General features: G+C 63.6%; 14 protein-coding genes and 1 pseudogene. 10 read left to right on the top strand and 5 right to left on the bottom strand.

Features of this window, described 5'->3' with window-relative positions:
• The first annotated feature begins 89 nt into the window (after window positions 1–89).
• Window positions 90–1,064: a ParA family protein gene (locus tag DT070_RS12595; RefSeq protein WP_122955716.1), complete on the top strand. Its 975-nt coding sequence runs from the start codon at window positions 90–92 to the stop codon at window positions 1,062–1,064.
• Window positions 1,065–1,117: 53 nt separating this feature from the next.
• Here the strand turns inward: DT070_RS12595 and DT070_RS21600 are convergent.
• A pseudogene (locus tag DT070_RS21600) lies at window positions 1,118–1,564 on the bottom strand (hypothetical protein); the annotation flags it as partial.
• 75 nt (window positions 1,565–1,639) lie between these two features.
• On the opposite strand from DT070_RS21600, the gene DT070_RS12585 reads away from it, so the two are divergent.
• On the top strand, window positions 1,640–2,563 hold the full coding sequence (locus tag DT070_RS12585) for a LysR family transcriptional regulator (protein WP_122955715.1): 924 nt from the start codon (window positions 1,640–1,642) through the stop codon (window positions 2,561–2,563).
• 81 nt (window positions 2,564–2,644) lie between these two features.
• Here the strand turns inward: DT070_RS12585 and DT070_RS12580 are convergent, their stop codons facing one another.
• Window positions 2,645–3,499 carry a SirB1 family protein gene (locus DT070_RS12580; RefSeq protein ID WP_122955714.1) on the bottom strand — a complete coding sequence of 285 codons (855 nt, stop codon included), beginning with the start codon at window positions 3,497–3,499 and terminating at the stop codon, window positions 2,645–2,647.
• A 118-nt stretch (window positions 3,500–3,617) separates the two neighbouring features.
• Window positions 3,618–5,183 carry a murein biosynthesis integral membrane protein MurJ gene (murJ, locus tag DT070_RS12575; protein WP_122955713.1) on the bottom strand — a complete coding sequence of 522 codons (1,566 nt, stop codon included), beginning with the start codon at window positions 5,181–5,183 and terminating at the stop codon, window positions 3,618–3,620.
• Between the two features lie 241 nt (window positions 5,184–5,424).
• Between murJ and rpsT the strand changes: the two genes are divergently transcribed.
• Complete coding sequence (gene rpsT / locus DT070_RS12570) at window positions 5,425–5,739, top strand: 30S ribosomal protein S20 (RefSeq protein ID WP_122955712.1); 315 nt, start codon at window positions 5,425–5,427, stop codon at window positions 5,737–5,739.
• Between the two features lie 129 nt (window positions 5,740–5,868).
• Here the strand turns inward: rpsT and DT070_RS12565 are convergent, their stop codons facing one another.
• The gene (locus DT070_RS12565) at window positions 5,869–6,189 is read right to left on the bottom strand and encodes a DUF3579 domain-containing protein (protein WP_122955711.1); all 321 of its coding nucleotides are present in this window, start codon (window positions 6,187–6,189) and stop codon (window positions 5,869–5,871) included.
• Window positions 6,190–6,460: 271 nt separating this feature from the next.
• Between DT070_RS12565 and DT070_RS12560 the strand changes: the two genes are divergently transcribed.
• The 4 genes from DT070_RS12560 to DT070_RS12545 all read left to right on the top strand — a co-directional run bounded on the left by DT070_RS12560 (window position 6,461) and on the right by DT070_RS12545 (window position 10,989).
• Entirely contained in the window at window positions 6,461–7,678 is a 1,218-nt protein-coding gene (locus DT070_RS12560; RefSeq protein ID WP_122955710.1) for an aspartate aminotransferase family protein, read from the top strand.
• Entirely contained in the window at window positions 7,675–8,622 is a 948-nt protein-coding gene (argF, locus tag DT070_RS12555) for an ornithine carbamoyltransferase (protein WP_122955709.1), read from the top strand. The genes DT070_RS12560 and argF overlap by 4 nt, the downstream gene beginning before the upstream one ends.
• A gap of 9 nt (window positions 8,623–8,631) precedes the next feature.
• Window positions 8,632–9,291, top strand: coding sequence for a hypothetical protein (locus DT070_RS12550; RefSeq protein WP_122955708.1), 660 nt, complete (start codon window positions 8,632–8,634; stop codon window positions 9,289–9,291).
• Between the two features lie 255 nt (window positions 9,292–9,546).
• Complete coding sequence (locus DT070_RS12545; RefSeq protein WP_122955707.1) at window positions 9,547–10,989, top strand: NCS1 family nucleobase:cation symporter-1; 1,443 nt, start codon at window positions 9,547–9,549, stop codon at window positions 10,987–10,989.
• 40 nt (window positions 10,990–11,029) lie between these two features.
• On the opposite strand, the gene DT070_RS12540 is transcribed toward DT070_RS12545, so the two are convergent.
• Window positions 11,030–11,794 carry an SDR family oxidoreductase gene (locus DT070_RS12540; RefSeq protein WP_122955706.1) on the bottom strand — a complete coding sequence of 255 codons (765 nt, stop codon included), beginning with the start codon at window positions 11,792–11,794 and terminating at the stop codon, window positions 11,030–11,032.
• Window positions 11,795–12,016: 222 nt separating this feature from the next.
• On the opposite strand from DT070_RS12540, the gene kynB reads away from it, so the two are divergent.
• Genes kynB through kynA form a run of 3 tightly spaced genes read left to right on the top strand, consistent with a single transcriptional unit; the run spans window position 12,017 to window position 14,829 of the window.
• A complete protein-coding gene (gene kynB / locus DT070_RS12535) occupies window positions 12,017–12,664 on the top strand; it encodes an arylformamidase (RefSeq protein ID WP_122955705.1) in 648 nt (215 codons plus the stop codon).
• 12 nt (window positions 12,665–12,676) lie between these two features.
• A complete protein-coding gene (gene kynU / locus DT070_RS12530) occupies window positions 12,677–13,969 on the top strand; it encodes a kynureninase (protein ID WP_122955704.1) in 1,293 nt (430 codons plus the stop codon).
• Window positions 13,969–14,829, top strand: a complete 861-nt coding sequence (kynA, locus tag DT070_RS12525; RefSeq protein WP_122955703.1) for a tryptophan 2,3-dioxygenase — start codon at window positions 13,969–13,971, stop codon at window positions 14,827–14,829. The genes kynU and kynA overlap by 1 nt, the downstream gene beginning before the upstream one ends.
• The last annotated feature ends 21 nt before the right edge of the window (window positions 14,830–14,850 follow it).

The raw sequence follows: 14,850 nt of genomic DNA, 5'->3' as shown, positions 1-14,850 counted from the left end.
TAGCTGCCTGCGCCCATGGCGCTTGGGGCGACTGGACTTTTGCTTATTTATGTATCAAACTGTTCCATCGACCCGTCTTTGGAGCAGTCATGCCGGTTATCGCAGTCGTCAACCGCAAGGGAGGCAGTGGCAAGAGCACGCTGGCCGCGCACATCGCCGCCTGGTGTGCCCGCAATGGCAGCTCCGTCATGCTGGGCGACGTGGACCGGCAGCAATCGGCGCGCAGCTGGCTCAAGCGCCGCGCCGCTGAACTCCCCGCGATAGCCCCCTGGGCCGTCGACCAGAAAAACATGCTGCGCGTGCCCACCGGCATCACCCATGTGGTGCTTGACACCCCCGGCGGCATGCACGGCTTTGAACTGGCCCGCGTCGTGATGTTTGCCGACGCCATCATCATGCCCGTGTGCAATTCGATGTTTGACCGCGAATCGGCCGCGCAATGCCAGGTCGAGCTGATGGCGCTGCCGCGCGTGGCCAGCGGCCGCTGCCGCCTGGCAACGGTGGGCATGCGCATCGATGGGCGCACCAGCGCCGCCAAAACCCTGGCGGAATGGTCTGAAGGCCTGGGCATGCCTTTTTTGGGCGCCCTGCGCGAAACCCAGCTTTACGTGCGCAGCCTGGAGCGCGGCATGACCATGTTTGATTTGCCGGCCAGCACCGCCGCCCAAGACCTGCAGCAGTGGCAACCCATCCTCGACTGGCTCAGGCCCACGCTGTACCCGCCGCAAGCGGCCAATGACGCCCCCGCTGAGAAAGGGCAAGCGCCGGCGGCGGCTAAAACACTGGCCAAGACGCCTGCAAGGGCGATCGCGCCCCTGCCCTCCACCGCCGCAACGCTGGGCGCCCGCCCGCTCAACCCGGCTCCGGCCAGCGCCACGCCGCGGGTGGGCAGCTCGCTGTCCAGCAGCCTGATGCCTGCGCAGGAATCGATGGTGCACGGCTCGCGCCTGACCGCCCACAGCGCGGCACGCGCAACGGCCCGGCCCGCACCGGCCAGCAGCGCCCCCACACTGGCGCGAACCGACGACCTGCGGATACCGCAGTTCCTCAAACGCGCGACCTGAAACGCGCCGCCGCCCGAGGGTTGATGACCAAAATGGGCTCCAGCCCAGGCGAGTCATACGCCAGCAGCTCCTAACACAATAGCAAACCAGTGGCGGTTGCCGACCGCCGAAAGCCAGGGCCGCCGGCCTTGGACCTCATTCAGGCCGTCTTCAGGCCGCCAGTTCCCCCACGCACTTCCCGCGCGGCCTGCGCCATATTGCCCAGCCGCAGCCGCCCTGCGCAGCAGCCGCACCCTCTCGTCCACCGAGGGCGCGCGCGGCGAATGGATGTCGTACACACCGGGGCCCATCTCGTTCGGGTACTTGAAGTCGCCAAAGCCGCGCAGCAGCGCCATGCCGGAGCGGCTGGTTTCGATGGCGATCACATCGGCATCCATGGCGGCGATCTCCGGCAGGATGTCGTTGAACTCCGAATAGCACATGTGGGTGTGGATCTGCGTTTCGTCGGCCACGCCGCTGGCGCTGATGCGAAAGGCGCGCGTCGCCCATTCCTGGCAAGGACTATTATTCAAACGAAAGATATTTTCTTCTAACATGAAAATAATTGATTCACACACAAGATCCTTTATCACGCCATGAACCCCTCCATCCTTGAACTGCGCCACCTGCGCACGCTGACGGCCCTGCGCGACAGCGGGAGCCTGGTGCGCGCGGCGCAATTGCTCAACCTCACGCAGTCGGCGCTGTCGCACCAGGTCAAGCTGCTGGAAGAGCGCTACGCCACGCCGCTGTTTGAACGCAAATCCGTGCCGCCGCAGTTCAGCACCACGGGCCTGCGGCTGCTGGCGCTGGCCGATGCGGTGCTGCCGCAGGTGGAAGAAGCCGAGCGCGACGTGGCGCGCCTGGCCACCGGGAAAACCGGCCAGTTGCGCATCGCGGTCGAGTGCCACACCTGCTTTGACTGGCTGATGCCGGCGATGGACTCTTTTCGCACACGCTGGCCCGAGGTGGAACTCGACATCGTCTCGGGCTTTCACCCGGACCCGATCGCGCTGGTGCTGCAAGACCGCGCCGACATCGCGGTGGTGTCGGAGGCCGATGCCGAAGAAGCGGTCGACTTCCATCCGCTGTTCCGTTTTGAAATCATGGCGCTGCTGGCCAACGACCATGCGCTGACGGCCAGGACGCACCTCACCGCCAGGGATTTCGCCAACGAAACCCTCATCACCTACCCGGTGCCCGACGAGATGCTGGATGTGGTGCGCCAGGTGCTGGAGCCGGCCGGCGTGCGGCCCGCGCGCCGCACCACCGAGCTGACGATTGCGATGCTGCAACTGGTGGCCAGCGGACGCGGCGTCGCCACACTGCCCAAGTGGGCGGTGCAAAGCTACCTGGACCGGGGTTACGTCACGGCGCGGCCGGTGGGCAAAAAGGGTTTGACGGGCCGCCTGTATGTGGCCTGCACCGAGGCCACATCAGCCCGGCCCTGGCTGGCGGACTTTGTGGCGATCACGCGCGAGAGCTGCTTTTTAACACTCAGCGAGATTGAGCTTTTATAAGCAAAACAGGCCTCCAGCCCATGACCTACCTGGGCTGATAGCTATTGAATTGATAGCAGAAGGTCGCCCAGCCCCGAAAGATCAATGGCGGCTCTGGCGCAGCTGGGCCAAGCGCTCAGCCATCGCGTCGATGTCAAGCGCGTCTTCGGCGTTGGCCAGGTAAATCTCGAGGTCGGCCACCGCACGCTCTGGCTCGCCATGGGCGGCCCAGGCCAGGCCGCGGTCGCGGTACTCCGTCCAGGCTTCGGGCTGCAGCACGATCAGGCGGTCTTGCACCGGGATCAGGCGCTGCCAGTCTTCCTGGGTCTTGTGGATTTCTTTCAGGTTGCGCAGCATGCGGTTGATGATCTCGCGCGGCGCCGCCGACTGCAGGTACAGGCCCATGGGCACCTCAAACTCATCGCCCACACTACCGCCGCGTTGGCGGAAAGGCTCCAGCCGCTCCGAAAGCTCTTCACGGCTCAGCGACTGGCCGCTGAAAGGATCGATCACCACCTGGCCCTTGGGCAGGTTGACCTTGACCATGAAGTGGCCCGGAAACGCCACACCGCGCGCATTCAGCCCAAGGCCCAGGGCCAGCTCCAGCCACAGCACGGCCAGCGTGATCGGGATGCCGCGGCGCGTGCGCAGTACGGCGTTCAGGTAGCTGTTGTCGGGGTCGTAGTAGTCGTTGACGTTGCCGCCGAAGTTCAGGTCATGGAAGAAGAACTGGTTGAGCGCCCGCAGGCGCTGCAGCGCGGGGGCATCGGCCGGCAGGCGACGCTTGAGGCGGGCGAGCAACTGGTCGACATCGCCCAGCACCTGCTGCACATCCAGGTCGGGGTATTCGTCCTGCGCCAGGCTGATCGCAGCTTCCAGGAGGGGAAAGTGTTCGTCGCTTTCCACCAGGCTGGAAAAGTACTGCAACGGTGACGGCACGGTCAGATTTAATTGCATGACGCTACTTTCTCATAAACCGCCGAAAAAAGGGAATCAAGGATTGCCCTTGATGAGTCTGAATGAGTCTGCATGAGTCTGAAAAAAGCCACAACCCAACGTGGCTGATCCTGGCAACTCAATGTTTCAGAAGTTTTCTGACCTTTAAACCCGACACCCATAGCGCTACAAAATAAAGAGCAGCCGATGCAAGCAGGACAAGGGCCAGCAGCCCAATTCGTTCAAGAGAGTGGCCTTTGAGGGCGATCCAGTTCACAGCCCCGGCAGCCCACAGCAAAAACACCGCCAGCAAGGCGCTGGCCGCCACCACCTGCAGCGCAAACACGCCCCAGCCGGGTGCGGGCGTGTAGCTGCCGCGGCGCTTGAGGCCGATCAACAGCCACAGCGCATTGATCAGCGCGCCGATGCCGATGGCCAGCGCCAGCCCGGCATGCTGCAGAAAGGGCACGAAAGCCAGGTTAAGCAACTGCGTAACGACCAGCACCACGATCGCGATGCGCACCGGGGTCTTGATGTCCTGGCTGGCGTAAAAACCCGGGGCCAGCACCTTGATGGCCACCAGCCCGAGCAGGCCCGCGCCGTAGCCCATGAGCGCCGTGGTGGTCTGCTGCACGTCGCGGTCGGTAAAGGCGCCGTAGTGGTAGAGCGTGGCCACCAGCGGCTGGGCAAAGGTGAGCAGCGCCACGCCGCAAGGCACGGCCAGCAGCACGACCAGGCGCAGGCCCCAGTCCAGCATGGCCGAGTATTTGGCGGAATCGCCGGCGGCCTTGGCCGCGGAGAGTTGCGGCATCAGCACCACGCCGATGGCCACGCCCAGCATGGCGGTCGGGAACTCCATCAGCCGGTCGGCATACGTCAACCAGCTGACGCTGCCGGGTGTGAGGTGCGAGGCGATCTGGGTGTTGATCAGCAGCGATATCTGCGCCACGCTGACGCCCAGCAGGGCCGGCACCATCAGCCTGGCGATGTTCTGGGTGGCCGGGTCGGCCCAGGCGGCCTTGATCGAGCCCCAGCCCAGGCCGATGCGCGGCAACAGGCCCAGCCGCCACAGCGCCGGCACCTGCACCGCCAGCTGCAAAATGCCTCCCAGCATGACACCCCCGCCCAACGCATAGACCGGCTCAATTCCTTGCGTCTTGAACCAGGGCGCGCCCAGCCAGGCCGCCAGGATCATGGAAAGGTTGAGCAGCACCGGCGTGGCAGCCGGCACGGCAAAACGCCGCCAGGTGTTGAGCACGCCCGACGACAACGCCACCAGCGACATGAAGCCGATGTACGGAAACATCCAGCGCGTCATGAAGACCGCGGCCTCAAAGCCGCGCGGATCCTGCTTCAGCCCGCTGGCCATCGCCCACACCAGCACCGGCGCCGCCGCCACACCGGCCACACAGGTCAACAGCAGCGCCCAGGCCAGCAGCGTGGCCACGCGGTCAATCAGGAGTTTGGTCTGCTCCTCCCCGTGTTGCGCCTTGCTGGCCGCCAAAACCGGCACAAAAGCCTGGCTGAAAGCGCCTTCCGCAAACAGCCGCCGGAACAGGTTGGGAATGCGAAACGCCACATTGAAGGCATCCGTCATGGCGCTGGCGCCAAAAGTCGAGGCAATCAGCAGTTCCCGCACCAAACCGGTGATTCGGGAGACAAGCGTCAAAAGGGAAACGGTGGAGGCGGCTTTGAAAAGTGACACCCTCGGAGTTTATTCGGGTAAAGAGGACGCCCCTCGTAAAGTTGCAGCCAGTTAGACCCCGCGATGCGAAGCGAGCCCTAAAAACCAAATTAGAGGCGCGGAACCGGCTTTGCCGGGCCGCAGACGGGCGGCCCCCTCGGGGGGCAGGGAGCTACACCCAGTGAGCGACCGTGGGGGTATATAATCATGGGCTTTGCTGCAACATCCACAGACTCCTCCCCAGGATTAAAGGAATTTATATATGGCTACCGCCAAACCCAAGAAAAAGAACCCCCGCCTCGCGTCGGGCCGCAAACGCGTCCGCCAGGACGTCAAACTCAACGCTGCGAACACCTCGCTGCGCTCCAAATACCGCACCGCTGTGAAGAACGTCGAAAAAGCCGTTGCAGCCGGTGACAAAGACAAAGCCAAGGACCTGTTCGCCAAGGCCCAAAGCATTGTGGACACGGTTGCCGACAAGGGCATCTTCCACAAGAACAAGGCAGCGCGCGACAAGAGCCGCCTGTCCGCCAAGGTGAAAGCCCTGGCACTGGCCCCCGCAAAGGCCGCCGCCTAAGCAATTAGGCAAATCGCCCGGACGGCATTTTGAAAATACCGTCCGCCGTTTTGTAGGGTGCGCTGCAGCAAAGCAAAAAAGCCGTCGAAAGACGGCTTTTTTGTTGGCGCTTCAAAAATGTCGGTGACTTCAGTCTTTTCGGGGCGGGTCGGGGATCAAGCAGGCTTCAGCCATCTGCAGATCGTTGTCCTTGGCGAAGTTGATGGCGAAATCCCAGGCCATGGGTTCGGCCTCGCGCAATTCGGCGTTGACGACCACGCATTTGACGCCGTTGATGACGGTGGGCACGCACCACGGCGAGTACGTCAGGTGGCTGCCGGGCTGGGGGCCGCCGGGGCGGAAATGGCTCATCACACCGCACAGCCTGTCGGCCCAGTCGCTGGGCCGGAAGGTTTTGCCGTCGCGGGTAATACCCTGAATAAAGACTTCTTTGGCGGAGTTGGAGACCATCGGATGGAGGGTTTTTGCGGCGCCTGACGTGGGAAAGGGATCGTATTCACCCCATGCTGCACCGCACAACAATTCTATCTTATTTGTGACTCTTATATAAGACTTGCTGCCCGATTTTCAACAACGGTGAGCCCCTGGCGCCCTCATTGCAGTGATGCAGGATCGTCACAAAAGGCCGCAAAGTCTGCGCCTAAAATCACTTCAGGCCCGCATCAACCGCTGCGGGCCTGCGATTTTCAGCCCTGTTACATCCCTTGTCCGGAGTTCCCCCATGACCGCAGCCCTGCCCAAGCACATCGAAGCCGCCTCCCCTCACGTGATGAACACCTATGGCCGCCTGCCCATCGCGCTGGACCACGGCCAGGGCTGCCGCGTCTGGGACGTCAACGGCAAGTCTTACCTCGACGCGCTGGGCGGCATCGCCGTCAACACCCTGGGCCACAACCACCCCAAGCTGGTGCCCGCCCTGCAAGAGCAGATCGGCAAGCTCATCCACAGCTCCAATTACTACCATGTGCCGCTGCAGGAAACCCTGGCCGCGAAGCTGGTAGAGCTGTCGGGCCTGGAAAACGTGTTTTTCTGCTCCACCGGCCTCGAAGCCAACGAAGCCGCGCTCAAGCTGGCGCGCAAGTTCGGCCATGACAAAGGCATTGAGCGCCCGGAAATCGTGGTTTACGAAAAAGCCTTCCACGGCCGCAGCATCGCCACGCTGAGCGCCACCGGCAACCCCAAGGTGCAGGCCGGCTTCGGCCCGCTCGTTGAAGGTTTTATCCGCGTGCCGCTGAACAACATCGACGCGCTGAAAGCCGCCACCGCCAACAACCCCAATGTGGTCGCAGTGTTTTTTGAAGCCATCCAGGGCGAAGGCGGCATCAACAGCATGAAAGACGACTACCTGCGCGACGTGCGCGCGCTGTGCGACGAGCGCGACTGGCTCTTGATGATCGACGAAGTGCAATGCGGCATGGGCCGAACCGGCAAATGGTTTGCGCACCAGTGGGCCGGGATCAAGCCCGACGTGATGCCGCTGGCCAAGGGCCTGGGCTCGGGCGTGCCGATCGGCGCCGTGGTTGCAGGCCCCAAGGCCGCGCACATCTTTGGCCCCGGCAACCACGGCACCACCTTCGGCGGCAACCCGCTGGCCATGCGCGCCGGTGTCGAAACCCTGCGCATCATGGAAGAAGAAGGCCTGCTGGCCAACGCGGTGAAGGTGGGTGACCATCTGCGCGCGGCGCTCACGCGCGAACTGGCAGGCGTCAAGGGCCTGAAAGAAATCCGCGGCCGCGGCCTGATGCTGGGCATTGAGCTGACGGTGCCTTGCGGCGAGCTGCTGGGCCGCGCCGCCGAAAATGGCCTGCTGCTGAGCGTGACCGCCGACACCGTGATCCGCATGGTGCCCTCGCTCATCATGACGACGGCCGAGGCCGACGAAGCGGTGGCCATCCTGGTGCCGCTGATCAAACAGCTGTTGAAAGAGAAAAACGCGTGACCACTGCGATCCCCTCCACGCCCGCCCCGGTGCGGCATTACCTGCAATTCAGCGACCTGAACGCGGCCGAATACGCCTACCTGTTCGAGCGCGCCGCCATCATCAAGAAAAAATTCAAGACCTACGAAAAACACCAGCCGCTGGTCGATCGCACGCTGGCGATGATTTTCGAGAAAGCCTCGACGCGCACGCGCGTGAGCTTTGAAGCCGGCATGTACCAACTGGGCGGCAGCGTGGTGCACCTGACCACCGGCGACAGCCAGCTGGGCCGCGCCGAGCCGATTGAAGACAGCGCCAAGGTCATCAGCCGCATGGTCGACCTGGTGATGATCCGCACCTTTGAGCAGACCAAGATAGACCGCTTCGCCGAGCACTCGCGCGTGCCCGTCATCAACGGCCTGACCAACGAATTCCACCCCTGCCAGATCCTGGCTGACATCTTCACTTACATCGAGCACCGCGGTTCCATCAAGGGCAAGACGGTGGCCTGGGTGGGCGACGGCAACAACATGGCCAACACCTGGCTGCAGGCCAGCGAGATCCTCGGCTTCAAGGTGCACCTGAGCACGCCGGGCGGCTACGAAGTCGACCAGTCCATCGCCGGCATCCGCTCGGCCGAAAGCTACAAGGTCTTCAAAGACCCGATGCAGGCCTGCGCCGGCGCCGACCTGGTCACCACCGATGTGTGGACCAGCATGGGCTACGAAGCCGAAAACGAAGCACGCAAAAAAGCCTTTGCCGACTGGTGCGTGGACACCGAGATGATGGCTGCGGCCAAGCCCGACGCCCTTTTCATGCACTGCCTGCCGGCGCACCGCGGTGAAGAGGTTGAAGCCGATGTGATTGACGGTCCGCAGTCAGTGGTCTGGGATGAAGCAGAGAATCGGATGCACGCGCAAAAGGCGTTGATGGAGTTTCTTCTGCTGGGCCAGCTCGGCGCCTGACCTGCGCCGATGTGGTTCGCCCCGGCCCACTACGACGAACTGCTCGCGCGCTGGGAAGCCCTCGGCGCGCAACTCCATCAAAGCGGCGCCGCCTGGCGCCGTGAAGGCAAGCGCCTGATCCGCAGCTGGGGGCGCTGGCCGCGCCGCTATCACAACACACCGCACCTGCTGGCCTGCCTGCGCCACTTTGATGATGTGCGCAGCCAGCTGGAGGATGCCGTCGCGGTTGAACTTGCGCTGTGGTTTCACGATGCCATTTACTGGCCCTGGCGGCCGCTCAATGAAGAAAAGAGTGCGCTCTGGGCCGAACGCTTTCTGCGCACGGCCGGCCTGAACGCCACGCTGGTCGCCACCGTCAGCCGCCACATCCTGGACACCCGCCACCAGGCGGTGCCCTCGCCGGGCGACGCACAGTGGGTGGTCGACATCGACCTGGCCATCCTCGGGCAGCGCGAGGCGGTTTACCGGCAGTTTGAGCGCGACGTACGCAGCGAATACCGCTGGGTGCGCTGGCCGCGCTACGTTGCGGGGCGCAGCGCGGTGCTGCAGTCGTTTCTGGACCGCCCCCGCATCTACAGCACGCCCTGGTTTTTTGAGCGCTATGAGGCCGGCGCCCGGAGCAACCTCCAGGCCGCGCTGGGCGCACTGTCGCGCAATCAGCTCTATTGAACGTGCAGCCACAGCGGCGCCGTGGCCCCGCCAATGGCACGAAACCTGCAACCCGCACCCCGACGGTGCTCACAACAACAGGATTCAAAGCCGTTCGACCCAAGCCAGCGAGGCAAGGGTAAACCCGCAAATTGAATTCCGCGTCGGTGAGTACAGTTCCTGTATACAAAACTGAACACTCCATCAGGCCATGCGATTGAAGCCATCCTGATGGAGTCCTGGCCAGGGGCAACGCCCATCAACCGGAGATCACACGTGGACATTCGCAACCCGTCGCCCGATCTGTACAACGAAGACCTGGCGCCCGCCAAAGAGCGCAACTGGGGCACCTTCAGCATCTTCAACGTCTGGACTTCCGACGTGCACAGCCTCTGGGGCTACTACCTCGCGGCCAGCCTGTTTTTGCTGTGCGGCAGCTTCACCAACTTCCTCATCGCCATCGGGCTGAGCTCCATGGTGATCTTTCTGCTGATGAACCTGGTTGGCTACGCGGGCGTGAAAACCGGCGTGCCCTACCCCGTGCTGGCGCGCGCCTCCTTCGGCATCTGGGGCGCCAACCTGCCGGCGCTGGTGCGCGCGGTGGTGGCCTGCTTCTGGTATGGCGCACAAACGGCCGCCGCCTCGGGCGCCATCGTGGCGCTGCTCACGCGCTCCGACGCCATCATGGCTTTCCACAAATCGACGCACCTGCTGGGCCACTCGGGCCTGGAGGTGATCTGTTTTGTCGTGGTGTGGGCGCTGCAGCTGCTGATCATCCAGAACGGCATGGAAACGGTGCGCAAATTCCAGGACTGGGCCGGCCCCGCTGTCTGGATCGCCATGCTGGTGCTGGCCGTGGGCCTGTGCGTGAAGGCCGGCGGTTTTTCGTTCGATCACGGCATCCCGCAAGACGTGCTGCTGGCCAAGACCAAAGACGCGGGTGTGCCAGGCGAGCCCGGCTCGTTCTGGGCGTTGATGGCCGTGGGCGCGACGTGGATCACCTACTTCGCGGCGCTGTACCTCAACTTCTGCGACTTCTCGCGCTACGCCAAAGACAAGGCCACCGTGCGCAAAGGCAACCTCTGGGGCCTGCCGATCAACCTGGTGCTGTTCTCGCTGGTGGCCGGCGTCACCACCATCGCCGCCTTCAAGGTCTACGGTGAGGTGCTGCTGCACCCCGAGCAGATCTCCGCCAAGTTCGACAGCTGGTTCCTCGCCTTGCTGGCCGCGCTCACCTTCGCGGTCGCCACACTGGGCATCAACGTGGTGGCCAACTTCGTATCCCCCGCCTTTGACTTTGCCAACGTGTTCCCGCGCAAGGTCAGCTTCAAGACCGGTGGCTACATCGCCGCCGGCATCGCGCTGGTGCTGTATCCCTTCGCGCCGTGGGAAGGCAATGCGGCGACTTTCGTAGGTGCCATAGGCGCCACCATGGGGCCGCTGCTGGGCATCATCCTGGTCGACTACTACCTGATCGCCAAGGGTGAAGTGAACGTCGAGGCGCTCTACCACGAGGACGGCGAATACCGCTACCAGGGCGGCTGGAACGCCAACGCGCTGATCGCCACCGCCATCGGCGCCCTTTTCTCCAGCATCCTGCCCAACTTCACCAGCCTGTTGCCCTCGTGGTGGGGCATTTACGGCTGGTTCTTCGGCGTGGCGATCGGGGGCGGTGTGTATTACGTGCTGGCGATGATGAGGCCCCGCAAGGCCGTGTGACGCGGTGCGGGGCCGCAGCAGCGCTTAACCGCTTAACCGCTTAACCGCGCCCCACAAACGGCATCTTCGTGGCCATGATGGTCATGAACTGCACATTGGTCGACAGTGGCAGCGAAGCCATGTGCACCACCGCCTCGGCCACTTCCTTCGCGTCCATCATCGGCTCAATGGCGATCTCGCCGTTGGCTTGCGGCACGCCCTTGGCCATGCGCGCGGCCAGCTCCGTCATGGCGTTGCCGATGTCGATCTGGCCGCAGGCGATGTTGTACTTGCGGCCATCCAGCGAGATGGATTTCGTCAAACCCGTGATGGCGTGTTTGGTAGCGGTGTAAGGCGCCGAGTTGGGCCGCGGCGCGTGGGCCGAAATCGAGCCGTTGTTGATGATGCGGCCGCCCTGTGGAGTCTGGTCTTTCATCAGCCGGATGGCCGCCTGCGCGCAGAGGAAAGAACCGGTCAGGTTGATGTTCACCACATTGGTCCACTGCTCAAAGCTGATGTCTTCGAGGTTGATCGGCGGCGCGCCCACACCGGCGTTGTTGAACAGCAAATCGAGCCGGCCGAACTTTTCCTTCACTTTCGCGAACGCCGCCGCCACCGATTCGGGCTGGCTCACGTCGGTCGGCACGGCCAGCGCGCGGTCGGTGCCCGACTCTTTGGCGACGTCATTCAGCGGCTCAGCACGGCGGCCCACCAGCGCGACGCTATAGCCTTCACGCAGCAGGGCCAGCGCCACCGCCTTGCCGATGCCGGTGCCCGCGCCGGTGACGAGTGCGACTTTGCCGTTGGACTTGTTCTCGGAATTCATGGTGTGCCTTTGTCTCTGATGGAAGGTTTTTTGGAGGGTTGGTAAATCGATGCAGCGATAAGCGCCACAAGCGCGAATTGTGCCCCAGGCTGGCGATTTGCACAGGGAGATCCTGACGCGCCTGCTTCGCGCTTTCATCAGGTACTTTAGGTTTCAACAATTTTTCGGATTGTTGGAAATAACCGACACCACGGCTTTTTTGCCGGTGCTACCTTTGCACCCATGCCTGCCTCCACCCCCTCAACACCGCGCAAGCTCTGGGACATCTCGCCGCCGGTCGACGAAAACGCCGCCGTGTTTCCCGGCGACACCGCCTACTCGCAGCAACTGCATTTCTCACTGGAGCCGGGCTGCCCGGTCAACGTCAACGCCATCACGCTGTCGCCGCACACCGGCGCGCATGCCGACGCCCCGCTGCACTACGCCAATGGCGAGGCCAGCATCGGCGAGGTGGATCTGCCCGCCTACCTGGGGCCTTGCCGCGTGATCCATTGCATGGACTGCGGCCCGCTGGTGTTGCCCGAACACATTGCCCATGCGCTCGACGACCTGCCGCCGCGCGTGCTGCTGCGCACCTCCCATACCGCCAGCCAGAGTTGGGAGTCATTTACGGCTGTAGCCCAGGATACGCTTGCACTTCTAGCTACAAAAAACATAGCATTGATCGGCATAGACACCCCCAGCGTGGACCCGGCCACCAGCCAGGACTTGCCCAGCCACCACCAGTTGCTGGCGCACGGCCTGCGCGTGCTCGAAAACCTGGTGCTCGACGAGGTACCCGAAGGCGACTACGAACTCATTGCCCTGCCGCTCAAGCTCATGCGTGCAGACGCCTCCCCCGTGCGCGCCATCCTGCGCGAACTTTCCTGAAGACAAAAACCCATGACCACTTTGCAAGACTGCCGCGCCCTGGATGCGCAAGACCCGCTGCGCGCGCTGCGCCAGCAATTCACCCTGCCCGAAGGCGTGATCTACCTTGACGGCAACTCGCTGGGCGTGCTGCCCACCACCGCCGCCGCCCGCGTCGCCGAGGCGGTCACGGCCGAATGGGGCCAGGGCCTGATCCGTTCGTGGAACAGCGCCGGCTGGTTTGAGCTGCCGCAGCGTCTGGGCAACAAGATCGCGCAGCTGATAGGCGCAGCCCCCGGCGAAGTGGTGGCGACCGACAGCACCTCCATCAACCTCTACAAGGTGCTGAGCGCCGCACTGCACATCGCCGCGCAGGACGCACCCGCGCGCAAAATCATCGTCAGCGAACGCAGCAACTTCCCGACCGATCTCTACATCGCCGAAGCGCTGTGCCGCGAGCGCGGTTATCGCCTGCAGCTCGTCGAGCCCGAAGGGATTACCGCGGCGCTCACCGCCGAGGTCGCCGTGCTGATGCTGACCCACGTGAACTACCGCACCGGCGCCATGCACGACATGGCCGCCGTCACCGCCGCAGCCCACGCAGCCGGCGCACTCACCGTCTGGGACCTGGCCCACAGCGCAGGCGCCGTGCCGGTGGCGCTGAACGCCGCCAAGGCGGATTTCTCCATCGGCTGCGGCTACAAATACCTCAACGGCGGCCCCGGCGCGCCGGCCTTTGTCTGGGTCAACCCCAAACACGCCGACCGCTTCTGGCAACCGCTGGCCGGCTGGTGGGGCCATGCCGCGCCATTTGAATTCACGCCCGACTACAAGCCCGCAGCCGGCATCTCACGTTATCTCTGCGGCACCCAGCCCATCCTGAGCATGACGGCGCTGGAGTGCGGGCTGGACACCGTGCTGGCCGCAGAGCCGCTGGGCGGCATGCAGGCCCTGCGCAAAAAATCGCTGGCGCTCACCGACCTGTTTATCCAGCTCGTCGAAGAACGCTGCGCGGGCCACGGCCTGGGCCTGGCGACACCGCGCGAACACGCCCAACGCGGCTCGCAGGTCTGCTTAACGAGAACCGAAGGCGCCTACGCCATCGTGCAGGCGCTGATCGCACGCGGCGTGATCGGCGACTTCCGCGCGGGTGATCCTTCGACAGGCTCAGGACGAACGGGTATGCCCGACATCCTGCGCTTCGGCTTCACGCCGCTCTACATCGGTTTTGAAGACGTCTGGAACGCCGTCGAACAATTAAAGCAGGTGCTTGAAACCGCCGAATGGAAAAAACCCGAATTCAACCAGAAGCACGCGGTCACCTGATGAACAACGACAACAACAAACCCCAAGCGCCCGCAGACATCGTGCGCGATGAAAAAGCGCAGCTCGACTTCAGCAAGTCCATGAGCTATGGCGACTACCTGCAGCTCGACGCCATCCTCAGCGCCCAAAAGCCGCTCTCGCCCGACCACAACGAGATGCTCTTCATCATCCAGCACCAGACCAGTGAACTCTGGATGAAGCTGATGCTGCACGAGTTGCGCGGCGCGATTGCCAACGTGGCGAAAGACGAGCTCGGCGGCGCCTTCAAGATGCTGGCCCGTGTGAGCCGCATCATGGAGCAGCTGGTGCACGCCTGGGACGTGCTGGCCACCATGACGCCGCCCGAATACAGCGCCATCCGCCCCTACCTCGCCAACTCCAGCGGCTTTCAAAGCGCACAGTACCGCTGCATTGAATTTGCACTCGGCAACAAAAACGCCTCCATGCTCAAACCCCACGCGCACAGGCCCGACCTGCTCGCGCAGGTGCAAGCCGCATACGAAGCGCCATCACTCTATGACGAAGCCCTGCGCCTGCTGGCCCGCCGCGGCCTGGCCGTACCCGCCAGCCACACGCAGCGCGACTGGACCCAAGGCTATGAAGAAAGCGACGCCGTCGAGCAGGCCTGGCTGGTGGTCTACCGCGACCCCAAGAAGTACTGGGACCTGTACCAGCTCGGCGAAGAACTCACCGACCTGGAAGATGCCTTCCGGCTTTGGCGCTTTCGTCACGTGACGACCGTGGAACGCGTGATCGGCTTCAAGCGCGGCACCGGCGGCACTGGTGGCGTGAGTTATTTGCGCAAGATGCTGGATGTGGTGCTGTTTCCGGAGATATGGAAGCTGCGCACGGATCTGTAACGGACGTTTCCGACCGACCTC

The sequence above is a fragment of the Polaromonas sp. SP1 genome (genome assembly GCF_003711205.1).
Lineage (GTDB): Bacteria > Pseudomonadota > Gammaproteobacteria > Burkholderiales > Burkholderiaceae_C > Polaromonas.
This window is presented reverse-complemented; position numbering and strand designations above follow the sequence as displayed.

Coding starts and splice junctions, on each gene's coding strand:
- DT070_RS12595 (WP_122955716.1), top strand. CDS start 90: ATGCCGGTTATCGCAGTCGTCAACCGCAAGGGAGGCAGTGGCAAGAGC.
- DT070_RS12585 (WP_122955715.1), top strand. CDS start 1,640: ATGAACCCCTCCATCCTTGAACTGCGCCACCTGCGCACGCTGACGGCC.
- DT070_RS12580 (WP_122955714.1), bottom strand. CDS start 3,499: ATGCAATTAAATCTGACCGTGCCGTCACCGTTGCAGTACTTTTCCAGC.
- rpsT (WP_122955712.1), top strand. CDS start 5,425: ATGGCTACCGCCAAACCCAAGAAAAAGAACCCCCGCCTCGCGTCGGGC.
- DT070_RS12565 (WP_122955711.1), bottom strand. CDS start 6,189: ATGGTCTCCAACTCCGCCAAAGAAGTCTTTATTCAGGGTATTACCCGC.
- DT070_RS12560 (WP_122955710.1), top strand. CDS start 6,461: ATGACCGCAGCCCTGCCCAAGCACATCGAAGCCGCCTCCCCTCACGTG.
- DT070_RS12550 (WP_122955708.1), top strand. CDS start 8,632: ATGTGGTTCGCCCCGGCCCACTACGACGAACTGCTCGCGCGCTGGGAA.
- DT070_RS12540 (WP_122955706.1), bottom strand. CDS start 11,794: ATGAATTCCGAGAACAAGTCCAACGGCAAAGTCGCACTCGTCACCGGC.
- kynB (WP_122955705.1), top strand. CDS start 12,017: ATGCCTGCCTCCACCCCCTCAACACCGCGCAAGCTCTGGGACATCTCG.
- kynU (WP_122955704.1), top strand. CDS start 12,677: ATGACCACTTTGCAAGACTGCCGCGCCCTGGATGCGCAAGACCCGCTG.
- kynA (WP_122955703.1), top strand. CDS start 13,969: ATGAACAACGACAACAACAAACCCCAAGCGCCCGCAGACATCGTGCGC.